This window comes from Embleya scabrispora DSM 41855 (genome assembly GCF_000372745.1).
Taxonomy (GTDB): Bacteria; Actinomycetota; Actinomycetes; order Streptomycetales; family Streptomycetaceae; genus Embleya; species Embleya scabrispora.
Genome location: NZ_KB889596.1, coordinates 19,496 through 40,950, shown reverse-complemented (window position 1 = coordinate 40,950; position 21,455 = coordinate 19,496). Strand labels below are relative to the sequence as shown.

At 72.3% G+C, this 21,455-nt stretch carries 22 protein-coding genes; 9 read left to right on the top strand and 13 right to left on the bottom strand.

Annotated features, from left to right (window positions below):
• Positions 1 to 113: 113 nt before the first annotated feature.
• The 3 genes from A3IC_RS0109730 to A3IC_RS0109720 form a co-directional block, all read right to left on the bottom strand.
• Complete coding sequence (locus A3IC_RS0109730; RefSeq protein WP_020549868.1) at positions 114 to 1,553, bottom strand: aminotransferase-like domain-containing protein; 1,440 nt, start codon at positions 1,551 to 1,553, stop codon at positions 114 to 116.
• Positions 1,554 to 1,736: 183 nt separating this feature from the next.
• On the bottom strand, positions 1,737 to 2,477 hold the full coding sequence (locus tag A3IC_RS0109725) for an SDR family NAD(P)-dependent oxidoreductase (RefSeq protein ID WP_020549867.1): 741 nt from the start codon (positions 2,475 to 2,477) through the stop codon (positions 1,737 to 1,739).
• Positions 2,478 to 2,481: 4 nt separating this feature from the next.
• A complete protein-coding gene (locus tag A3IC_RS0109720) occupies positions 2,482 to 3,501 on the bottom strand; it encodes an aldo/keto reductase (RefSeq protein ID WP_020549866.1) in 1,020 nt (339 codons plus the stop codon).
• A gap of 85 nt (positions 3,502 to 3,586) precedes the next feature.
• Between A3IC_RS0109720 and A3IC_RS0109715 the strand changes: the two genes are divergently transcribed.
• Positions 3,587 to 4,459 (top strand): LysR family transcriptional regulator, encoded by an 873-nt coding sequence (locus A3IC_RS0109715; protein ID WP_020549865.1) that lies wholly within the window; start codon positions 3,587 to 3,589, stop codon positions 4,457 to 4,459.
• A 183-nt stretch (positions 4,460 to 4,642) separates the two neighbouring features.
• Here A3IC_RS0109715 and A3IC_RS0109710 read toward each other — a convergent pair whose 3' ends face one another.
• Together A3IC_RS0109710 and A3IC_RS0109705 are read right to left on the bottom strand one after the other, a co-directional pair.
• Positions 4,643 to 5,512: a PaaX family transcriptional regulator C-terminal domain-containing protein gene (locus A3IC_RS0109710; RefSeq protein WP_026218066.1), complete on the bottom strand. Its 870-nt coding sequence runs from the start codon at positions 5,510 to 5,512 to the stop codon at positions 4,643 to 4,645.
• A 47-nt stretch (positions 5,513 to 5,559) separates the two neighbouring features.
• Positions 5,560 to 6,222 (bottom strand): GNAT family N-acetyltransferase, encoded by a 663-nt coding sequence (locus A3IC_RS0109705; protein WP_020549863.1) that lies wholly within the window; start codon positions 6,220 to 6,222, stop codon positions 5,560 to 5,562.
• Between the two features lie 225 nt (positions 6,223 to 6,447).
• Between A3IC_RS0109705 and A3IC_RS0109700 the strand changes: the two genes are divergently transcribed.
• On the top strand, positions 6,448 to 7,488 hold the full coding sequence (locus A3IC_RS0109700) for an alpha/beta hydrolase family protein (protein WP_052173369.1): 1,041 nt from the start codon (positions 6,448 to 6,450) through the stop codon (positions 7,486 to 7,488).
• A 19-nt stretch (positions 7,489 to 7,507) separates the two neighbouring features.
• Here the strand turns inward: A3IC_RS0109700 and A3IC_RS0109695 are convergent, their stop codons facing one another.
• On the bottom strand, positions 7,508 to 7,930 hold the full coding sequence (locus A3IC_RS0109695) for a MarR family winged helix-turn-helix transcriptional regulator (RefSeq protein WP_020549861.1): 423 nt from the start codon (positions 7,928 to 7,930) through the stop codon (positions 7,508 to 7,510).
• 173 nt (positions 7,931 to 8,103) lie between these two features.
• Here A3IC_RS0109695 and A3IC_RS0109690 point away from each other — a divergent pair, with 173 nt between their 5' ends.
• Together A3IC_RS0109690 and A3IC_RS0109685 are read left to right on the top strand one after the other, a co-directional pair.
• Positions 8,104 to 8,526: a RidA family protein gene (locus A3IC_RS0109690; protein ID WP_020549860.1), complete on the top strand. Its 423-nt coding sequence runs from the start codon at positions 8,104 to 8,106 to the stop codon at positions 8,524 to 8,526.
• 95 nt (positions 8,527 to 8,621) lie between these two features.
• Entirely contained in the window at positions 8,622 to 9,716 is a 1,095-nt protein-coding gene (locus A3IC_RS0109685) for an alkene reductase (protein WP_020549859.1), read from the top strand.
• A 14-nt stretch (positions 9,717 to 9,730) separates the two neighbouring features.
• Here the strand turns inward: A3IC_RS0109685 and A3IC_RS53420 are convergent, their stop codons facing one another.
• The 5 genes from A3IC_RS53420 to A3IC_RS0109660 form a co-directional block, all read right to left on the bottom strand.
• Complete coding sequence (locus A3IC_RS53420) at positions 9,731 to 10,180, bottom strand: CBS domain-containing protein (protein ID WP_020549858.1); 450 nt, start codon at positions 10,178 to 10,180, stop codon at positions 9,731 to 9,733.
• 566 nt (positions 10,181 to 10,746) lie between these two features.
• Positions 10,747 to 12,519, bottom strand: coding sequence for an LCP family protein (locus tag A3IC_RS53415; protein ID WP_020549857.1), 1,773 nt, complete (start codon positions 12,517 to 12,519; stop codon positions 10,747 to 10,749).
• Between the two features lie 556 nt (positions 12,520 to 13,075).
• The gene (locus A3IC_RS0109670; protein WP_020549856.1) at positions 13,076 to 14,053 is read right to left on the bottom strand and encodes a hypothetical protein; all 978 of its coding nucleotides are present in this window, start codon (positions 14,051 to 14,053) and stop codon (positions 13,076 to 13,078) included.
• Positions 14,053 to 14,655, bottom strand: coding sequence for an RNA polymerase sigma factor (locus A3IC_RS0109665; RefSeq protein WP_020549855.1), 603 nt, complete (start codon positions 14,653 to 14,655; stop codon positions 14,053 to 14,055). The genes A3IC_RS0109670 and A3IC_RS0109665 overlap by 1 nt, the downstream gene beginning before the upstream one ends.
• Positions 14,652 to 15,341: a TetR/AcrR family transcriptional regulator gene (locus A3IC_RS0109660; RefSeq protein ID WP_020549854.1), complete on the bottom strand. Its 690-nt coding sequence runs from the start codon at positions 15,339 to 15,341 to the stop codon at positions 14,652 to 14,654. Before A3IC_RS0109660 ends, A3IC_RS0109665 begins: the two co-directional genes overlap by 4 nt.
• Positions 15,342 to 15,488: 147 nt before the next feature.
• Here A3IC_RS0109660 and A3IC_RS0109655 point away from each other — a divergent pair, with 147 nt between their 5' ends.
• The 3 genes from A3IC_RS0109655 to A3IC_RS0109645 all read left to right on the top strand — a co-directional run bounded on the left by A3IC_RS0109655 (position 15,489) and on the right by A3IC_RS0109645 (position 18,548).
• Positions 15,489 to 15,887, top strand: a complete 399-nt coding sequence (locus tag A3IC_RS0109655) for a cupin domain-containing protein (protein ID WP_020549853.1) — start codon at positions 15,489 to 15,491, stop codon at positions 15,885 to 15,887.
• A gap of 35 nt (positions 15,888 to 15,922) precedes the next feature.
• Entirely contained in the window at positions 15,923 to 17,341 is a 1,419-nt protein-coding gene (locus tag A3IC_RS0109650) for an MFS transporter (protein WP_079026360.1), read from the top strand.
• A 529-nt stretch (positions 17,342 to 17,870) separates the two neighbouring features.
• Complete coding sequence (locus A3IC_RS0109645; RefSeq protein WP_079026346.1) at positions 17,871 to 18,548, top strand: L,D-transpeptidase family protein; 678 nt, start codon at positions 17,871 to 17,873, stop codon at positions 18,546 to 18,548.
• Between the two features lie 126 nt (positions 18,549 to 18,674).
• Here A3IC_RS0109645 and A3IC_RS0109640 read toward each other — a convergent pair whose 3' ends face one another.
• Positions 18,675 to 19,523 carry a helix-turn-helix domain-containing protein gene (locus tag A3IC_RS0109640; RefSeq protein ID WP_020549850.1) on the bottom strand — a complete coding sequence of 283 codons (849 nt, stop codon included), beginning with the start codon at positions 19,521 to 19,523 and terminating at the stop codon, positions 18,675 to 18,677.
• 247 nt (positions 19,524 to 19,770) lie between these two features.
• Here A3IC_RS0109640 and A3IC_RS70730 point away from each other — a divergent pair, with 247 nt between their 5' ends.
• Positions 19,771 to 19,932: a DoxX family protein gene (locus tag A3IC_RS70730; protein WP_020549849.1), complete on the top strand. Its 162-nt coding sequence runs from the start codon at positions 19,771 to 19,773 to the stop codon at positions 19,930 to 19,932.
• A gap of 102 nt (positions 19,933 to 20,034) precedes the next feature.
• Here A3IC_RS70730 and A3IC_RS68455 read toward each other — a convergent pair whose 3' ends face one another.
• On the bottom strand, positions 20,035 to 20,292 hold the full coding sequence (locus A3IC_RS68455; protein ID WP_158695876.1) for a hypothetical protein: 258 nt from the start codon (positions 20,290 to 20,292) through the stop codon (positions 20,035 to 20,037).
• Between the two features lie 193 nt (positions 20,293 to 20,485).
• On the opposite strand from A3IC_RS68455, the gene A3IC_RS0109625 reads away from it, so the two are divergent.
• Positions 20,486 to 21,439, top strand: a complete 954-nt coding sequence (locus A3IC_RS0109625) for a helix-turn-helix transcriptional regulator (protein ID WP_020549847.1) — start codon at positions 20,486 to 20,488, stop codon at positions 21,437 to 21,439.
• Positions 21,440 to 21,455 lie beyond the last annotated feature (16 nt).

The following is a 21,455-nucleotide window of genomic DNA, read 5'->3' as shown; positions in this document are numbered from 1 at the left end:
CGGTTCGCCGATGGTGTGCGGCGTGCCGCTTGGAGCGGGTGGCCATGACGTGCGGCGGCGCTCGGTGGGATTTGCTGGAGTGGGCCGGGTCCGACCGGATTCGGCCGGTGTGTCTAGCGGGACTCGCGCCAGGCCCTTACGAGGAGTTCGACCGCCTGGGAGAGGACCGGTTCGGGCCAGGCGTAGCTGAGGCGGATGCGGTCGGCGGCGGTGTCGGGGAGCGGGGCGAAGACCGCGCCGGGGGATACCGCGACGCCGTGGCGCAGGGCGGTGGCGACGAATTCCTCGCCGTCCACCCCGGGCAGACGGGCCCACAGGGACAGGCCGCCGCGCGGCAGCGTCCACTCCCACTCGGGCAGGTGTTCGGTGAGCTCGGCGGCGAAGTGATCGCGGCGGCCGGCCAGCGTGGCGGACCACTCGCGCACTCGCTTCGCCCGGTCGGGGTCGCGCAGCAGATGGATGGCGAGTTGCTGGTCGAGGGTGGAACAGGCCAGATCGGTGCGCTGTTTGGCCTCGATCAGCAGGCTCCGTACGGCGCTCGGCGCGGCGACCCAGCCCAGTCGCAGACCGCCCCACGTGGTCTTGGACAGCGTGCCCAGACACACCGTGCCCTCGGGCAGGTGCTCGGCCGCCGAGGCCACCGGGCCGTCGGCGAGATCGGCGAGGCTGCGATCCTCCACGAGCAGCGCGCCCTCCTCGGCGGCGACTTCGGCGACCGCCTTCGCGCGCCGGGCCGAGACCACCGCGCCGGTCGGGTTGTGCACCGGCAGCGAGAACACGTACGCGGGTCGATGCCGACGGATCGCCGCGCGCAGCGCATCCGGGTCGAAGCCGTGGCGATCGGCCGGCACCGGGATCGCCTCGGCACCGAAGCGGTACCCGGCCGCGAGCATCCCGGGATAGGTGGTCGGCTCGACCAGGATCCGATCGCCGGGCCCGAGCAGCGCGTCGGCGACCAGATGGATCGCCTGCTGCGCGCCGGAGGTCACCACGATGTCGTCGGCGGCGAATCCGGCGGGCAGTTCGTGCGCGGCGATCAGGGCGCGCAGGCGCGGGTCGCCGGCCGGCGCGTAGCCGTCCTGTGGACGGGCGTCGAGTAGGTCCTCGACGCGTAGCGCGGTGTTCGGCAGCAGCGAGGCGTCGGGGACGGCCGACTTGGCCAGGTCGACCACGATGGCGCCCTCGCGCAGCCAGCGGGCAAAGGTCGGCCGGCCGCCCGGGCGTACGTAGGAGCCGCTGCCGTGGCGACGTTCGATCAGGCCGATGCGGTTCAGCGAGAGGTAGGCGGAGGCGACGGTGCCACGGCTGAGCCCGAGCGCCTCGGCGAGAGCGCGCTCGGAGGGCAGCCTGGTCTCGGCGAGCAGGTCGCCGCCCTCGACCAGTTCGCGCAGTGCGTCGAACAACCGCTCGCCGCGCGATCGGCGCTCGTTGCGGCGGGGGCGCCCCATGCGCTCCCCGACCACCACGGCGAACTGCTCGACCTCCACGATCACTCCCTCGACGCACACGTGTGGGACGACGATGGTTTCACGGTCGGGGTCGGGGGCGGTCACGTGCGCGGGTTGGAGCGGGGTCGATGCTCCTCGAACGCCGGACGGGCCGGATTGGGTCGGGTCGGCTGCTTGGTCTGCGTTGGGTGGGCGAGTGGTTTTCGGGTGTCCTCAGGCGCCGGACGGGCCGGATGGGTTGCTGGGGATGGGTGGGTGGTTCCGGGGGCCTCGAGTGCTGGATGGGTACTACCAGGGCAGGGGGTGGGTGTCCCGGAAGAAGCCGCCGGTGGGGCCGGTGTCGGGGAGGGTGGCTGCCCAGATGATGCCGGCGGCGCCTGCCTCCACCGGGCGACCGCCCGGGCCGCCCATGTCGGTGGCCACCCAGCCGGGGCAGATCGCGTTGACCAGGATCCGGTCGGGGCGCAGCTCGGCCGCGAGCATGCGGGTGAGCGCGTTCAGGCCGACCTTGGAGATCGTGTACGCGGGCGTACCGCCGCCCATGTTGGTCAGCGACGCGGCCTCGCTGCTCACGTTGACGATGCGCGGATGCGCCGAGCGGCGCAGCAGCGGCAGGAACGCCTGCACCGTGCGCCACGGCCCGTACAGGTTGGTCTCGCTCGCCTCGACCACCACGGCCAGGTCGGCGTCGGTCGCGCGTTGCCACGTGTCGTAGGTGATCGCGGCGTTGTTGACCAGCGTGTCCAGGCCGCCGAAGCGGCGCTCGACCTCGGCGGCGGCGTGCCGGACGCCGGCCGGGTCGGTCACGTCCAGGTGCACCGGATGGGCGTCCAGACCCGCCGCGCGCAGCTCGCGTGCGGCGGCCTCGGCGGCCTCGGGCGCGCGGGCGCCGAGCAGCACGGTGTGCCCGAGCAGGCCCAACCGGCGGGCCACCTCGTGCCCGATGCCGCGATTGGCGCCGGTGACCAGCGAGATCGGGGCGGCCCGGTGGCTCGGATCGGCGCTTGCGGACCCGGTGGGGCGGGCCATCGGGTCAGCGCCGCCCGTCGAGGCGGTCGAAGGTGTCGCCGAACACCCACGGGCTGGTCGCGGCGATGAAGTCGGTCGGGAATCCGGCCGTGTGGTCGGTTGCCGCCGCCAGTCGGCGGAGCGCGTCCTCGGGCAGCACCACGTCCACCGCGCCGAGGTTGTCGCGCAGTTGCTCGACCGAGCGGGCACCGACGATCGGGTGCACGGCTTGTGAGTGTGCCCGGGTCCAGGCGATCGCCACCTGCGACGGGGTCGCGCCGAGTTCGTCGGCCACATCCCGCACCACAGCGGCCGCCGCGTGGTCACGCTCGCCGAGCGATTCGGGTGAGATCCGGGTGCCGGCCTCGGCGCCGCCGGGACGGGTGAACTTGCCGGACAGCACACCGCTCGCAAGCGGCCCCCAGGCGGCCACCGAGAGCCCGAAGTCCTCGGCCATCGGCAGCAGTTCGCGCTCGATGTCGCGGTTGAGCAGGTTGTACGGGACCTGGAGCCCGGCGAAGGGCGTCCAACCGCGCCACTCGGCGAGGGTGTTGGCCCGGCTGACCACCCACGCCGGGGTGTCCGAGATGCCGATGTAGAGGATCTTCCCGGCCCGGACCGCGTCGTCGAGCGCGCGCATGGTCTCCTCGATCGGCGTATGCCGGTCCCACAGGTGCACCCAGTAGACGTCGATGTAGTCGGTGCGCAGTCGGCGCAGGCTGGTCTCCAGCGACAGGGTCAGGTTCTTGCGGTGGTTGCCGGCCGCGTTCGGGTCGGCGGGGTCGCGGGTGACGGTGTACTTGGTGGCGAGCACGAACCGGTCCCGACGGCCGTCGAGGACTTCGCCGACGATGTGCTCGCTCTCGCCGTCGCGGTAGTTGATCGCGGTGTCCACGACGTTGCCGCCGGCCTCCGCGTACACGTCGACCATCCGGCGGCACTCGTCGGGTCCCGCGCCGACGGTGTCCTCGCCGCCGAAGGTCATCGCGCCCAGGAACAGCTCGGAGACGCGTAGACCGGTGTTGCCGAACAAGCGGTAACGCATGTGACGTCCTCTTCTTTCGGGAGTGCGGCCATCGTCGGGTGAACGACCGCACCCGGTCCAAGACCGGCTGTGATAACCAAAGGCTATGGACACGCACCTGCGCGACCTTCGGTACTTCGTGGCGACCGCCGAAGAGCTCAACTTCACCCGCGCCGCGGAGCGATTGTTCGTGTCGCAGCCCGCGCTGAGCAAACAGATACGCCAGTTGGAGGAGGGGCTACGGACCCGTCTGTTCGACCGGGATCGGCGGGCCGTCGAGCTCACCGCCGCCGGCGCGGCGTTGTTGCCGGCGGCCCGCGAGGTGATCCGCTGCTGGGACGAGGCGCAGCGGGCGGTGGGCGACGCGGTCGCGGCCGAGGCCGCGTCGTTGCGGGTGGGGCTGTCCACCAGTGTGGGACGCGGGTTGTTGCAGCGGGCGCGCGAGGGGTACGCGGTGCGGCGACCCAACGGGCGCTTGCAGATTCGGCAGATCGACTGGGACGACGCGACGGCGGGGCTGGCCGAGGGGCGCGTGGACGTCGCGTTGGTGTGGTTGCCGATACCGAACCAGGACGCGTTCGCGACGCGGGTGGTGGCGACCGAGCCGAGGTGTGTGGTGGTGCGCGAGGACCATGCGCTCGCGGGGCGCTCGGAGGTTGCGTTCGCGGAGCTGCTGGACGAGCCGTTCCTGGCGCTGCCCGCCGCCGCGGGGCCGCTGCGGGACTACTGGTTGGCGATCGATCATCGGGATGGACGGCCGGTGCGGGTGGGGGCGACGGTGTCGAACGCGGACGAGACCTTCGCGGCGGTGGAGGAGGGCAGCGGGATCGTGCTGATCGCGGCCGGGAACGCGGCGATCTATCAGCGGCCCGGGACGGTCGCGATACCGGTGAGTGGGCTGACTCCGAGCGAACTGGCACTGGCCTGGCGGGCGGACGACCACCGGGGGACGGTCCGCGACTTCGTCGAGACACTCTAGCCACGCGGCCGGCGGGGGCCTTTGTCCTCGGGCGTCGGACGGGCAGGCTTCGGTCGGCTTGTGCCGGCCGGGGATTCGCGGGCGTCCTCGGGCGCCGGCCGAGCTGATTCAGGGGGCCGTGCGCCGGCGTCCGAGTGTGCGAATCGGTGTCGGTCGGTTCGAGTGGGCTTTGGTCAGGGTCGGTCAGGGCCGGTCGGGGTCGTCGTGTAGTCGGTACAGTCGCCGAGTCGCGTTCGTGTGGTCGCGGTCGGTGACCGCCGTCCACGCCTGGGACAGCAGGTCGCGGGCCTGGCGGCCGGGCCACGGGTTCGGGAGCAACTCCGGGGGAAGCAGCGGGTCGGGTTCCATCACGCGACCGAACTCGACGGTCAACTCCACCCCGATCGTGAGCAGTTCGACGTCGTCGAAGGCATCCGCCGAATCCAGCCGGGCCAGCCGGGGCCGGGTGATCTCGATCAACCTGTGGTAGCGCTCGGCCAGTTCGGCCAGCGGCCACAGGTGGGCGGCCAGCTCCGGCGGCCGGTCCAGCGCGCCGATCCGCAGGTCCCGGCTGGTGAGCAGGGTGACCGCGTCCGATACGCCCAAGCGGTGTGCCTCGGCCGAGATCGACTCGGTCCATTCGTTCGCGGACACGTACAGCCCGCCGTGCAGCGGCGCACCGCCCAGGCGCAGGATCGCGTCGCGCAGCGCGTCGCGCGCGGACCGCGCGGACTCCGGGATCGCGAAGGCGACCAACCGCCAAGCGCCGTCCCACGGTTCCAGGCCGTGGTCCTGGCGGAACGCGTAGCGCACGAACTCGACGTTGGGTTCGAGGGTGCGCAACGTGTCCTCGGTTGCGCTCAGTACCGCCTTGCGGCCACGTCCTCGGTGGGTGAACCGGCCCTCGGCGACCAGGCGCTTGACACACAACCGCACCTGCTGGTCGGTCATCCCGAGCACGCCCGCGACGGTGTACAGCTCACCGGCGTCGACGCTGCCGTCCGGCCGTACCAGTGCGTGTACGAGGGTGCGGGTCGGGATCTCGACCGGGTCGAATCCTGGCGTTCCTGGCATGGCCCGAGCATACGAGCGCGGTGCCGGATCCACCGCGCCGACCGCGCTCACCCGCGGGTGCCGGTCGGCCTCGGGCCGATCCGACGGATCATCGTGGTCACGGCTGCGAAGCCCATCAGTCCGCGCAGATAGGGCGTGTGCTCGGTTTTGGTCGCGACGAAGCCGTGCCGCTCGTAGAGCGCGCGGGCGCGCGGGTTGACGTCGATCACGTCGAGCCGGATGTGCTGGCAACCGAGTTCGGGGGCCAGCGCGACGATCTCGTCGAGCAGCCGGCTGCCGATGCCCAGGCCGCGCCGGTTCGGGTCGACGGCGATGCCGTCCATCACCAACTCGGCTGGCTTGGGCCGACGTTCGAGCAGGGCCAGGATGGCGACCCGGTGCAGGCCGCCGATGCGGCCGTACGCGCGCAACACATCGCGGGCGGAGCCGCCGGTGAAGCCGTGTCCGCCGTGGGTGTAGCCGGCCACGCCCACCAGTACGCCGTCCTGGACCGCGGCGATCGCGCGGTCCGCGTTCAGGTGCTCGGCGATGAACGCGATACCGGCCTCGGGCGGACCCAGTGCGGCACCCAGCTTGCGGCCGAACGCCTCCCAGTACAGCTCGGCCGCCCGGCGGCGCGCGTCCGGCGGCAGGCCGCGTCGGATCAGCGGCGCGCTCGGGCGCGGGTGATCCGCCCCGCTTCGCGCGTTCGGTTCGCTCGCCTGATCCATCGCTGCCTCCGGGGGGTGGTGGGGGTCGGTCTCGGCGTCCCGGTCGGACGCACCGACGCGGGTGGATACGCCTCGACACGATCGACCCGGGTCACATCATGCCGGGCACGTGGGAACCAGCATACTCGAAACGTTCGTTTGACAGACGAGCGTTATTGTCACGATAGTTTTGCCATGCGGGAATGCGACAAGGACCGCGTGGAGCAGTGCGAAGGAGACGAAGGCATGAAGCTCGGATCGACCATGCGCCGCCATCGCGGGCTCACCGTCGGCGCCGCGATCGTTGCGCTGCTGCTTCTGGTCGGCCTGGGCGCGGCGGTGTACGCGGACCACGCGAACACGTACGACCTCAAGGAAGAGCGGATCGCCTTCCGGGACGGGGCGCAGCGGCTGGACGGCGTGCTGGCCAAGCCCACGCACGGGCGCGGTCCGTACGGGCTGGTGATCCTGGTGCACGGCGACGGCCCCAAGAACGCCACCAACGACGGCTTCTACCGGCCGCAGATGGAGGCATACGCCAAGGCCGGCTATGCGACGCTCTCCTGGAACAAGCCCGGAGTGGACGGCACCCCCGGGAACTGGCTCGACCAGAGCATGGACGACCGTGCCCGGGAGACCGAGGCGGCGATCGTGTGGAGTCGCTCCCGACCGGACGTCGACCACGCGCGAGTGGGGTTGTGGGGAGCCAGTCAGGCGGGCTGGGTGCTGCCGAGGGTGGCCGCCCGCACCCCGGATGTGCGTTTCGTGATCGCCGTCTCGCCGGCGATCAACTGGCTGCGCCAGGGCCGCTACAACCTGCTGGCCGAGCTGCGCGCGGACCACGCGTCCGCGGCACGGATCGAGGACGAGGTCCGGCGCAGCGACCGGACCCGGCAGTTGCTCGAGCAGGGTGCGACCCACGAGCAGTACCGCGCGGCGCTGGGCGACGCGGCGGACATGCCGGCGGATCGGTGGGCGTTCGCCCGCAAAAACTTCGGCGAGGACGCGAGCGCGGATCTGGCTCGGGTGCGCGTACCGGTGTTGTTGATGTTGGCCGGGCACGATGTGAACGTGGACGTCGCGGAGACCGAGGCGGAGTATCGCCGACTGCTCGGCGGACGGGCCGAGCTGACGGTGCGTCACTACCCGGGCGCGGCGCACTCGATGGTCGACAAGGACATCGAGGACTCACGACTGGACACATACATCACGGCGATCTTCGCGCCGCGCGACCTGTTTGCCGCCGGCTACCTCGGCGACCAGCGCCGCTTCCTGGCCGGGCGCTGAGCGCCTCGTCCGATCGGCGTCACACCGCGACCGGGATGGCGCCCAGGGCCGCCGCCACGTCCGCCAGGTGCGGATCGGCGGCGGCTTTGGCCATTGCGGTGGTCAGTGCCTCCGCGTAGGTGACGCCGGCCTCGGTCAGGCGGGTGCGTCCCTCGTCGGTGATCACGCTGTACACCCCTCGGCGGTCCTTGGGACACAGGTCGCGTCGGGTGAGGCCGTCGGTTTCCAGGCGGACCGCGAGCCGGCTGACCGAACTCTGGTTGAGGCCGATCGAGTCGGCGAGTTCCTGCATGCGCAACTCGCCGTCGGGGGCGACCGCGAGTCGGGAGAGCGCGCGGTACTCGGACAGCCCTATCCCGTGCCGTCGTTGCAGTGTCCTGCCGAGATCGTGCTCGACACGCGCGTGCAGCACGACGACCTGCTCCCAGAGCTTGGCGTCCATGGCACCCGTCCCCTTTCGCGTTCGGTCGAGCGGTCCATCCGGTCGAACTCCCGTCGGCCGCGGGGCGGCGGAGCGGGAGACCGCTGTTGACAGCAGGTTACATGCAGTGCCAGATTATGCATGCACAAGCAAACAATGTATGTGCATGCACTTTCTTGGATTCGGGAGCAACCATGACCATCTCCACCACGACCGCCGCCGACGCCGCCGCCCCGATCGAGCGCATCGCGACCACGCCGGACTGGTACGAGCCCTACCGGATCTCGCAGGCCATCCGGGCCGGCGGCCTGATCTTCGTGTCCGGGCAGGCCGGCTTCGACGAGGACGGGCGCACCGTCGAGGGCGGCTTCGCGGAACAGGGCCGGCAGGCGTTTCGCAACGTGGAACGAGTGCTCGCCGAGGCGGGAGCGACCCTCGCCGACGTGGTCAAGGTCGGCATCTTCGTCCGGAACATGGCCGAGAACCTGGACGACGTGATCGTTTTGCGCGAGGAGTTCCTGTCCCGGCCGTACCCGGCGGACACCCTCCTGGAGGTCTCCTCGCTCGCCCGGCCGGACTGGCTGATCGAGGTCGAGGTCACCGCGCTCGACCGCTGAATCCCCGAGACCCGCGCGACCGCCGCCGCCGCACTCGACCGCTCGACGTCCGCGATGCCCCGCACAAACCGACCCCCGAACGAACGGAAGCCGCGTTGACCGCCGCCACCACGAACCCGCTGCTGACTCCGCACCGACACGGCGTGCCGGCCCTGCCCAACCGAATCGCGATGGCCCCGATGACCCGAGGCCGCGCGGACGACAGCACCGGCGTGCCGAGCGAACACGCCGCCGCGTACTACAGCGCGCGTGCCGGCGCCGGGCTGCTGATCACCGAGGGGATCTCGGTCCACCCGCTCGGCAAGGCCGGTCCTGGCATCCCGGGCCTGCGGACCGGCGAACAGGTCGCGCGTTGGCGGGAGATCACCACCGCCGTGCACGACGCGGACGGCCGGATCTTCGCCCAGTTGTGGCACGTCGGCCGGATGACACACCCGGTGACCCTGGCCGGCGCGACGCCGACCGCGCCCTCCGCGGTGCCGATCACCGAGGCGCCGATCTTCACCCGCGAGGGCCTGCTGCCGCACGTGACACCGCGTGCGCTGACCATCGCCGAGATCCGGGACGTGGTCGCCGCGTTCGCGCGCGCCGCGGGTCGGGCGATCGAGGCCGGGTTCGACGGGATCGAGATCCACGGCGCCAACGGCTACCTGTTCCAGCAGTTCCTGGCCGAGAACACCAACCTGCGCACCGACCGCTACGGCGGCTCACCACAGAACCAGCTGCGCTTCGTGCTGGAGGTGGTGGCCGCGGTCACCGCCGAGATCGGCGCGGACCGGGTGGGCCTGCGGATCTCGCCGGACAATCCGGAGAACCAAATCCGCGAGTCGCACGCACGCGAGACCTACCGAGCCCTGGTCGACGCGCTCGACCCGCTCGGCCTGGCCTACCTGCACGTGTTGGAGCGCGGTGAGTACGCCGCACTCGCCGACCTGCGCCCGCGCTGGTCCGGCACGCTGATCGCCAACCACAACGGCCCGACACCGGTCGACCCGGTGACGGCCGAGCGACTGCTCTCCGCCGAACTGGCCGATGTGGTGGCCTTCGGCCGGCTGTTCATCACCAACCCGGACCTGCCCGCGCGGATCGCCGAGGGACTGCCGCTCGCCGGACCGCCGGTGGAGCACGTGTACGGCGGCGGCGCGCGTGGCTACGTGGACTATCCGCCGGCTTCGGCGAACGTCGGCTAGGGCGTGTCCGGCGTTCAGGCCGCCGCGGCGCCGAGCGGGTCATGGGTGCCGGAGAGCACCGTGCGCAGCGAGTCCGGGGTCAGCAGGCCCACGGCCCGGCCGGCCTCGTCGGTCACGGCCCACACCCGCATGCCTCGGGCACGCATGGTGGCCAGCGCCTCGGCGGCGGGCATCTCCGGGCGGGCGAACGGACCTCGGTCGTGCGTGATGTTCCCGATCGGCGTGCGTGCGGTGTACCACGAGCGGGTTCGGTACGGCGCGAGCTGCGCCCGGCGCACGACGCCGAGGCAGCGGCCGTCCTCGGCATGCAGGATCACGTGGTCGGCGTCCGCAGCGTGGATGATGTCGATGGCCTTGTCGACCATGGTGTCCGTGTCGATCCGCAGCTCGGCCGGTCGCATGGCCTGGGCGACGGTGGGCGGGCCGGCCTGGCCGGCGGTGCGATGGTGGGGGATGGTGGTCATCGAGGGCACCTGGTTTCAGTCGTCCGGTTCCGGGGGTCGGGCCCGGTCGCCGGTGGTTCGGGGCATGGGGGGCCGCGGCCGGGGGACCGGCTGCGGGTCGGACCGTGCGCGCACCGACTTCGGACGACACGCCCCGGTGGGGCGGCGGGAGTTCGGCGTCGAAGCCGCTCGGCCGGCGGGAGCCGGAGAGCGGACCGGCGAATGCCGGTGGGTCGAGGGTTCGACGTGGGCGTGCCGGCCCACGTCGGACGGTGGCGCAAGTGGCGCTGTGCGCTCGGTCGGTGGGCGAACGGCGGTCCCGGGCAGCCCGGCGACTCATCCTGGGACCCGGCCGACTCGGCCGATCGTCCTTGCCCACCGAGGACGGCGTCGGCGCGGAAACCGACGTACGAAGTGTCTTCGGTAGGGCCACCTTACCGTCTTTCCGACGCACCGCCGACCCGGCGTCGGGACGATTGGGTCGGAACCGGCTTTATTCGCCGCCGAGTTGAGCTCGCGGGCACCCCCCGTCGGCGAGTCGCCCACCGGGTTGTGCCCAGGCGTCGCACGGCGGTTGCCGCCGCGGGCTACCAGGTGTAGATCGGTTTGCCGTTGCGGTCCTTGGCCTCGGTGTAGACCTTCATGCAGGCGCCTTCATCCGAAGCGTTCAGGGCCGAGGAGCCGCTGGGGAGTTGGCCGGCCGGCGGAGGCGGCGGCGTGGACGGGGGTGCCGTGCCGGTGCCGCCCTTGAAGGTCGGGCCGGTACCCCAGTCGGTGCCGATCTGCACCGTCACACGCGTCGCGTTCGCCTGCGGGGACAGTGCGGTGGCGGGCAGCCCGAGTGCGTCGGCGACGGCCTGCGCCTGGTCACGGTCCTTGGCCGGGAAGATCACCGCGCTGGTCTGCCGCTTGGCCGCGGCGGGACCCTTGGCGGCCTTGGTGAAGCCCTGCGCGACCAGCCCTTCGGCGACCGCGCCTGCCTGGGTGCTTCCGCTCGCGCCGACCACGGTGATCCGGATCGCGGCCTTGTCCACGTTCGACGCGGGCGGGGGCGGCGATTGCGGCGTGGTGGGCGCGGTGGTCTCGGTACCCGGCGGCGGCCCGTTCTTGTCGAAGGCGACATCCGTGCGCACCATCTTGAACAGCGTCTCGGCGGACGCGGCCGGGACCAGGTGTTGCTCGGGCGCCTGTGGATCCGCGTCGTGCGGCATCGTGGTCATGGTGATCCGGTTGGTGTTCACCTTGTTCAGCGTGGTGGCCAGCGAGGTCAGCTTCTGCAGACCGTTGAGGCCGTCGTCGACGGTCAGCGACTTGGTCGCCGCGTCGGCGACCTTGAACAGCTTGATCGGGTTGGTGATCGTGCTGTTCGACTTGAGCGTGCGCACCATCGAGTTCAGGTACATGTGCTGGGCGTGGGTGCGCCCGACGTCGCTGCCGTCCTCGAAGGCGTGCCGCGTGCGCAGCCACTTGAGCGCGTCCTCGCCCTGGATGGTGTGCTTGCCGGCGGTCAGCTTCAGGTGTGAACCCACCAGGTGCCGCTCACCGTTGACGTACTCGACCTGCTCGTCCTGGATGTTGGACTGCACGCACACCTCGACGCCGCCGACCGCGTCGGCCATCGAGACCACGCCGGAGAAGGTCACCATCATGAAGTGATCGATATGGACCTTGGTGAGCAACTGCCAAGTACCGACCACGCATCCGGGTCCGCCGCGGCCCAGGCTCTCGTTGATGGTGGTGTTGATCGGCGCGAACTTCTGCTTCGTCTTCGGGTCGGTGCAGGCCGGGATCTGCACACGCGTATCGCGCGGAATACTGATCACCGACGCGTTGCTGCGGTCCGCCGACACGTGCAGCAACATCTGTACGTCCGCCCGCGGCGCGCCGCCGTCGCAGGCGCCGCCCAGCTTGCAGTCGGTCGGGTCGTTCCGGCCGTCCGAGCCGATCATCAATATGTTCATCGGCGTGCGGCCGAACTCGTCGGGCGCCTCCTTGGGCACCTCGACATCGCTGGTGTTGAGCTTGCTGTGCTTTATGTTCGCGTTGAGCTTCTCCCAGATCACATAGCCGGTGATCCCGAGCGCGACCAGCACCACCGACATCACCAGCGCGGTGATCTTGAGCTTGCGCAAACGGCGGGGCTTGCCGTGCCCGGTGGACTTGGCCCGGCGCGCCGCCCGGCCCCCCGATGCGCCGTCGGCCGCCCGACGGGCGCGGGGGACGGCGGGAGTGTCGGCGCCGGTGGCTTCGGGGCCGGCGTCGGTCGCGGCGGTGGGCGGGGCCGCGTCGGAGGCGGGCGCCTGCGGCTGCGACGCGCTTGCGCGGCGGCGGCGACCACCGGACTCCGGCGCGGAACTCAATGCGACCCCCGTGAGTGCTGTCGTCGAACCGATGCCACGTTGACGCGGACTGGCTCGACACCGTACCGGGCAGCCGGAACGGACCGAACATGTGCCGGCTGCGCGCCATTGGTAACGGCAGCCTCGGGGGAACGGACGGCGTACCGCACGCGACGGTTGCACAGCGGGTGATTGCTCCGGGTATGGCGTCCGTCACGGCACCCGCCGGGTCGTGTCGAGGCTCGGACGAAGCCCTCGGCGGACGACAAAGACGGCGCCGCCCTCGGGGGGAGGGGACGGCGCCGTCGCTCTGGGTCGGTGAGCGGGATCACCTCTCGGCGGGGGGCACGCCGCGACTCCAGCCGAACGGTAATTCGCGGCGGCAAAGGTTGGGCCCGGGGACACCCGTTCACCGACTGATCAGTACAACGAGCGAACCCGGGCGATCATTCCCGGCACAGCGGTCGGATCGGCGAAGATCAGGCCGGATCGGGCATTCGCCGGCCGGTGTCGGGTCGGCCGACGGACGCCGGTCGGGGATGGGGCCGGCGCGGGGACCGGGTCGGACGGCGGATGCTCAGCGGGCGCCGGCGGTCCACGGCAGGGCCGGGCGGCACGTGGCGGGATCGGGTGCGACGCGGCCCTTGTAGTCGAGCACCCGGCCGTCGGGGGTACGGACACATTCCGCCGATCCCGGCTTCGGCACGTCTCGGGCGGAGTCCCAGATCAGCTTGCCCGCGGCGTCGTAGCCGCGGATTCGGGGACCGCCGCCGGCCTGGAACGCCTCGGCGGCCTCGTGCGTGTACCCGACGGTCTCCGCCGCGTACCAGACGCCACCCGCCATGATCGCCGGGCGTTCGCCGGTGCCCCGGTCCATGGTGATCCGCGCCACGGGGGCGTTGTAGCGGCCCGCGGAGTAGTCGGTCCAGCTCGGCCCGGACTTCGTGCCTTCTACCCAGTCGATCTGGACGGTCCCGGTGAGTAGTTCGAAATCCTCCTGGATGCGGTGTGGCGAGGCCCGGTTCGAGCCCGAACAATGCAACGCGTTGCGCCCGGCGGCGTCGACCGCGATGGCATACATGTTCGCGGGGTCGGCGGGCTGCGGGCTGCGTACCGTGAAGTACGGGCGGTACCCGCTCGCGGTGGCCGGGTCGAGCCCGCCGGCCGCGCATGCGGCGACGAATCGGGCGGCTTCGGCGTCGGACACCGCGACCTCCGCCGGTACCGGCACCTGCCGGAGCGACAGCGGCCGGTCCCCGAAGGAGGGTGCGGGGGTGGGTACCGATCCGGAGTTCGCCGGCCCCGGGATCCGGGTGGCCCCGTCGTCGCCGGAGATCCCGAGCAGGACCCCGGTGACCAGGCCGCCCACCGCCACCGCGGCGGCCAGCGGGAGCAGTACCCGGCGCGGCGGGATCAGTCGGCCCAGGGTCCGCCGGCGGGTCGTGGGCGCTGCCGGCGCGGGGGAGTCGATGTAGGGGAGGAGGGCGAGCAACTCGCTGCGGCGGGCGGCGCTGTGCGGCAGGTCGCGCTCGGCCGGGATCGGGTTCGAGGGCATCACGAGGTCTCCTCGGCGATGACGCGGCGGTCGGGGGAGAGCGGTGCGTATTCACGCAGGTCGTCGCCGAGTCGACGGCGGGCTCGGTGCAGGCGGGACTTGACGGTGCCCACGGCCACGCCGAGCGCGGTGGCGGCGGCCTGTTGGTCCAAGCCGCTCCAGACGCACAGTTCGATCACCTCGCGTTCGTGCGCGGGCAGCCGGCCGACGGACGCGCGCAGCGCGACCAGGGCGCGCTCCTCGTCGATGCGATCGGCGACGTCCTGAGCGTGGTCGGGAGTCGGTGACGGGGTGGGCAGCCGTTCTCTGAGCGCCTGATAGCGCCGGCGGGCCCGGCCGCCGTTGGCGGCGGTGTTGCGGGCGATGCCCAGCAGCCACGGCAGCGCGCTGTCCCGGTCCAGCGTGACGGCGCGGCGATGGCGCCAGGCATCCAGGAAGACCGCCGAGGTCAGATCCTCGGCCTCGGCCCAGGAGGCGGTGCGGCGGGACAGGAAGTTGTAGACCGCGCGGGAGTGCCGGTCGAAGATGACCCCGAACGACTCGGGATCACCTGCGCACGCCCTCTCCCACAACTCGCGGTCGGATATCGGGGTGATGGTCACACCCTGTCTTGTCCGGCGGACCGTTCCGGGTTCCCGGCGCTCGGACGACTTTCCAGACCGGCGATCAACACGTCCAGACCGGCGTGGAATTCGATCTCGGGCGTGCTCGCCGCGGCGGCGCCGGCGATCTCGATCAGGTACGGGAAGCGCTCGGCGGGCAGCGCTCGGGCCCGATCGGTGATCGCCCGCACGTCCTCGTCCGGCGCGATCGACAGCGGGCCGGCCAACTCCGCCTGGGCGAAGCCGGTGACGAAGCCGGTCACGGCGCGGAACGCGTACAGCAGGTCGGCCCCGCGCCGGCCGCTGCGGGCGAGCGCTCGCAGCAGCGCCTCGCCGTGCTCCAGGCTTGCCGGGTCGGCGATCCGGCGGGTGAGGATCAGCGGGATGACGTCCGGATGGGCGCGCACGGCACGCCAGTTCGCCTCGGCGAGCCGGCGTGTCTCGATTCGCCAGTCGGCGTCCTCGGGGTGTTCGGTGACCGCCGGCAGCGCGTCCGCCAACACGGCCTCGACGAGCAGCCCCTCCAGCCCCTCGCGTCCGTCCACGTAGTTGTAGATCGTCATCGCCCCGGTGCCCAGCGCCGCGGCCAGGCTGCGCATGGTCAGCGCGGCCAGGCCGTGGGCGTCGACCAGGGACAGGGCCGCCGTGCGCAGTTGCTCGCGGCTGAACTTTCGGGGCGCGGGCACGATGCTCCTCCTTGACTTACGTACAACGTACGTGTTCGACTGACGCTGTTCACGTACAGAGTACGTCAACGCGGTCCCGGTGGCCTCCCGCCGAGCCCGCCCGGCGCGCCCGGCGCGCCCGACCTCCCTTTGCGGCAAGGAGTTTCGATGACTCACGTCGACCTGTTCGAATTCGCCCTCCGATTGGCCGACGGCGGCCGGATCAGCGCCGGTGAACGCCGGATGCACGGTGCCGCGGCCGGCTGGCAGGTGGCCGCCTTCCACGCCGGGACGGATGCCGACCTGCACGCCGACCACTGGGAGATGCACCCGGCGTCGGACGAGGTGGTGTGCGTGTGGACGGGCGCGGTACGGATGATCCTGCGCGCCGAGGACGGGGCCGGCGAGGAGTCGCCGGTCACGCTGCGACCCGGCGCCGCGTTCGTGGTGCCGCGGGGACGGTGGCACCGACTCGAACTCGACGCGCCCGCCGACCTGATGTCGATCGGCCGGCGTTCGGGGACCCGCCTGGAACGGCGTGCCGAGACCCCGCGGGGACAGGCGTGACCGCCACGACCGAAGCGCCGGCCGAGCCGGGCCGGATGTCGCGTGCCACCCGGATGTCGCTGGTCGTGGTGCTGACCGTGCAGTTCACCGTCGCGCTGGACATGTCGGTGGTCAACGTGGCCCTGCCGGACATCCGGGACGACCTGGGCTTCGGCGCCGACGGGCTGCCGTGGGTGGTGAACGCCTATGCGTTGAGTTTCGGCGGGCTGCTGATGCTCGGCGGCCGGATCGGCGACCTGATCGGGCGTCGCCGTACGCTCGTCGCGGGTCTGACCGTCTTCGGCCTGGCCGGTCTCGCGGGTGGCCTGGCGACGTCGCCCGGGGCGCTGATCGCCGCGCGCGCGGTGCAGGGGGTGGGCGCCGCCGCGCTCGCACCGGTGGCATTCGCGCTGATCACGGTGACGTTCCCGGCCGGGCCCGCCCGGTCGAGGGCGCTCGGGTGGTGGGGCGCGACCGCCGCGGCCGGCGGCGCGTTCGGGGTGCTGATCGGGGGGCTGCTCACCGAATCGGTGGGTTGGCAGGCGGTCATGCTGATCAATGTGCCGATCGTCGCCTTCGCGCTGCTCGCCACGCTGCGACTGCCGGCCGATCGACCCGAGCCCGGCCGGGCACCCCGGCTCGATCCGGCCGGCGCGCTGCTGGTCACCGCGGGGGCGACCACTTTGGTCCTGGGAGTGGTGCGGGCCGAGCGGCAGGGTTGGGGGTCGTTCGTGACCATCGGTACGCTCGCGGCGGCGGCGGTGCTGCTCACGGCCTTCGTACTGGTCGAACTGAGGGCCGCCGAGCCGCTGTTGCGGATGGGCCTGCTGACCCACCGGCCCGTGCTCGGCGCGAACCTGTTCATGATGCTGCTGTTTTCCGGTCAGTTCGCCGCGTTCTACTTCACCTCGCTCTACCTCCAGCAGGTGCTGGGCTACGGACCGGCCGCCGCCGGCGCGGCCTTCGTGCCGTTCTCCGGCGGGATCGTGATCGGCTCGGTGCTGGCGACCAGGACGGTGGCCCGCCTCGGGCTCGGCCGGCTGCTGGGGCTGGGCGGTGCGCTCGTGGCGGTCGGGTTCGCCTGGTTCGGGCTCGCGTTCGACGTCGACGGCACGTTCCTGCGCTCGATCCTGGGCCCGTCGCTGGTCGCGAGCATCGGTGCCGGTTTGTGCTTCGTGCCGCTGGGCACCGCCGCGACCGCCGGGGTGCCCGTGCACGAGGCCGGGATGGCGGGTGGCTTGATCAACAGTTCGCGGCAGATCGGCGGTTCGATCGGCCTGGCCGCCCTGGTCACCCTGGCCGCGTCGGTCACCGGCCCGAACGGCGGCGCCTCGAAGCGGGAACTCGCACACGGCTACGCGGTCGCCCTGGGCGCGGCGGGCGGCCTGCTCGTGGTGGCGGCGGTGGTCGCGCTGGTGCTGGTGCCGACCGGGGTCGGCGGGCATTCCCCTGCGGCGGCGGAAGGTGCGGGTTGAGATATGAAGCGACCGCGAACCCGCGACGACCGAAGGGGAATGCGGCCGCGCGCGGGCCGGTCCGCCGACCCGCCGCGCCGGCAACGGGCGGGCGCCGAGGTGCGCGGCCAGTGGGTCGGATCGCCGGGCGGTGCCGTGGGCACCCGGCGCCCGCCCTGCGGTTCCCGAAGTGCACTCGGTGACCGCGACGTTCGGCTGCCTTGGTGGCCGTGGAGGCGAAGTCGGTTCGTGAGTGCGGACCTTGCACTCGTGAGGCGGTCGCGGCGGAGCGCGCGTCGAGCCGGGGCGGGGGCTCCGCCGGTTGCGCCGGCGCGCGGGCCGATCGGTGAACTCGGCGACAAATCGGCGCATATCGGCCGCTTTCGTGGCGTCGCGTCGGATCGTGACCAACCGGTGCGCCGGTGGAGGTGCGGCATTGTTGACTCTGCGTCAGACTGACGGAGCGTAGAAGCCTGCGCACCCGCCGGTGACCGGCGTACGGGCGTGCCGCACGAGCAGGCGGGCGAGCGTACGACTCGAGGGGAGACCGATGAGTGTATTCACGCGTGTGTGTCGTCGAGCGGGGGCGGCGGTGGCCGCGACCGCCGTGGTGGTGCCGCTGAGCGTCGTCCTCGCCGGGCCGGCGAGCGCGGGGCCCTCCGCGTGTACGGCGCGGACCGGGACGTATCAGCGCCAGGTCGAGAAGGCGTTGGGGCTCCCGGTGGACGGCCGGCAGTCCACCGCCGACTGCCGAGCCATCCGGACCTACCAGCAGGAGCACGGCATTCGCCCGGCGGCCGGGTACGCGGGCCCCGTCACCCATCGCGCGCTCCAGCGCACGGGTACCGAGGGGGAATGCCCGACCGACGTCGGTCGGATCGCGTGCGTGGACCTGGGCCGGCAGGTCAGCTGGATCCAGGACGGCGCGAAGCGGATCCACGGGCCGGTCGCCATCCGCTCCGGACGGGACGGCTTCGAGACCCGTACCGGCCTGCACAAGGTCTACTACCGCGCGAAGAACCACTGGTCCACGCTCTACGACGTGGCGATGCCGTACAGCCAATTCTTCGACGGCGGCATCGCGTTCCACGCGATCGACGGTGCGATCACCTCACCGCCGGGCTCGCACGGCTGCGTCAACATGCGGCCGGAGGACGCTCAGGCGTACTGGGGACTGCTGCACACGGGCGACGAGGTGTACGTGTACGGGCGCAAGCCCGGGACGTGACGGGCGGGTTCGGGTCGCCGCCCCGGCCGGTCCGTTCGCCGGCCCGTGATCGCCGGGCCGGTCGAGGGCGGCGATGCGTTCGACGACCGGCAGGCAACGCGCGCCTGCCGGGCCCCGCCGGCCGGGTCAGACCGCGCGCAGCGCGCCCGGGTGCCGGCCGGTGAGGTGGTCCAGCGCGGCCGAGGTGGGCTCGTCGACGGGCAGGTAGACGACCAGGGTCTGGTCGACGTCCGCCAGGTCGAGGATCTCGCGCTCCAGGCGTAGTTCACCCGCCTCCGGATGGGCCAGGCGCTCGACGCCGACCCGGCGGGGCGGCGTGGCGGGCGCGGCCAGGCGGGCGGTGAACGCGGTGCCGGCCTCGACGGCCAGGCCGTCGAGGAAGTCCTGTACGTACGGATCGTCGAACACGGCCGCCACCCGCAGGATCGCGGCGTGGTCGTCGGCTATGCGCTCCCAGTCGGGATAGGCCGCACGTGCCCGGGCGTCGGTGAACACGTAGCGGGCGAGGTTGGGTTGCTCGTCGTCCAGGATGCCCAGCGGGCGGGCGAGGCGCTCGTAGCCGTTGGTGAAGGCGAGCACGTCGCCGAGCCGGTTGACCAGCAGCGCCGGGGCCGGCTCCAGTCGGTCCAAGAGCGCGCGCACGGTGGGTCGCACGGTCCGCGCCGGCGGTTGCCCGCCCGGGCACGGGAACGTCTCGCCCGCGGCGGCCTTGGCCAGTCGGCGCACATGCACGCGCTCGTCCGAGGTCAGCCGGAGTGCGTCCGCCAGCGCCGCCAGGACCTGGCCGGAGGGGCGGCGGTCGCGGCCCTGCTCCAGCCGTGCGAGGTACTCGACGCTGACCCCCGCCAGGGTCGCCAACTCGGACCGGCGCAGGCCCGGGGCGCGCCGCCGGGCGCCGCCGGGAAGCCCGACGTCGGCGGGCCGGACCGCCGCGCGGCGGTCGCGGAGGTATGTGCCAAGTTCGTTCTCGCTCACGGCCCGCAGTCTATGGCGAGCGGGCGGTGCGATCGTGGCCCCGGCGGTGCCTGTCTCGGTACGGCCTTCCTCGACACCGGCCGACCGAGCACGGTGAGCAGCGCGTCGGCCGGGCTTCGGCCGGACGCTTTTCGTCCCTTCCGTGGCATCGAGGTCCCGTGTTCATCGGCTACGCCGTGGTCAGCGCCCTGTTCGCCGTCGTACTCACCGCGTCCGCGGTGATCACCATCACCCGTCGGGAGGCATCGTGGCGCGGCTGCGGACGCTGGGCGTGCCGGACGGTTGGTTCCCGGGGCCGGCGTCGGCCAAGGCGGCCGGCGCGCTCGGTCTGTTGGCCGGCCTGGCCGTGCCCGGGCTGGGGGTCGCCGCCGCGATCGGGCTGATCCTGTACTTCGTCGGCGCGGTGTAGGCGCACCTGCGGGTGCGCGACTACGCGGCCGCTCCGGCGGCGGTGTTCGGCCTCGTCGCGGTCGCGGCCCTGGTGCTTCGGTTGGCTTCGAGCTGAGGTTGCTCAGTGGTCGGCGCGGTGGGGGCCGGTCGTGCTCAGGCGCTGGATGTCGGTGACCGTCTGCGCCAGGACGGCGAGTTGGCGACGAAACGCGACGAAGTCGCGGGCCTGCCAGGCGAGCGCGGCCTGCTCCAGCGCGTGCTCCACGGCCCGCTCGTAGTGCGCCCGGGTCGCGGCGTCCACCCTGGACAGCACGGCCGCGTCGATATGCGGGCGCAGGGGGCTGTCGTCGATGACGATGCGCACGTTCGGGCGTTCCATGGCTTCAACGGTCGCATCGGCGGCGGGATCGGGCAGCCGGCGCACGGGGCGCGCATCGATGCGGACGGCGAGCGGTCGGGGGTGGAACGGTTGGTCACGGTCCGGCGGGTGCGCGCGGGCGGACGGTCGGTTCGGGGCGGCGCCCCGACGGGTTGATCCGTTCACGCCGCGGCGAGGGCGCATCCTTGAGGGTGTGAAATCCGATCGGCTGCTTTCCATCCTGTTGCTTCTCCAGACTCGCGGCCGGGTGCCGGCGGCCGAGTTGGCCGAGCGGTTGGAGGTGTCGACGCGGACCATCTACCGCGACGTCGAGGCGCTGTCCACGGCCGGGGTGCCGGTATACGCCGAGCGCGGTCGGCACGGCGGGATCTCGCTGCTGCCCGGGTTCCGGACCGACGTCACCGGGCTCACCTCGGACGAGGCCCGCGCCCTGTTCGTGCTCGCCGAGCAGGGCACGCACGCGGCGCTCGGCCTGGACGGCGCACTCGGCTCGGCGCTGCGCAAGGTGATGGTCGCGCTGCCCGCGCCGTATCGGCCCGCCGCCGAGGAGATGACCCGTCGGGTGCTGATCGACCCGCAGCGGTGGATGGTGGGACCGCGACCGGCGGTGGACGTGGAGGCGTTGCAGGATGCGGTTTTCGCGGACCGGCGGTTGCGGATCCGCTATCGGCGCAGCGGGTCCAAGACGCCTCGGACGTACACGGTCGACCCGTACGGGTTGGTGGCCAAGGCGGGAACGTGGTACCTGGTCGCGGATCGGGACGGGACACCGCGGTTGTTCCACACGGATCGGCTCACCGGGCTCACCGTCACCGAGGACCCGGTGCGACGCCGGGCCGGAGTCGAACTGGCCCAGGTGTGGCATGCGTTGCGCCGGGGCATCGACGAGCAGCCGGTGGCGGTGCGGATCCGGGCCCGGGTGCGACGGACCCGGCAGGACATGTTCGTGCGGATCATCGGAGCCTGGCTGATCGGGCCGCCGCAGGAGCACGATGCCGAGTGGGTGACGGTCGAGTTGGGCTACCCGGCACTGGGCGCGGTCCGTCAACTGCTCCAGTTCGGCACGGACGTGCAGGTGCTGGACCCGCCCGAGGCACGCCGAACGGTCGCCGAGGCGGCGACGGCGATCGCTCGGGCGTACGACTGAGCGGGCTCGGCCCGCG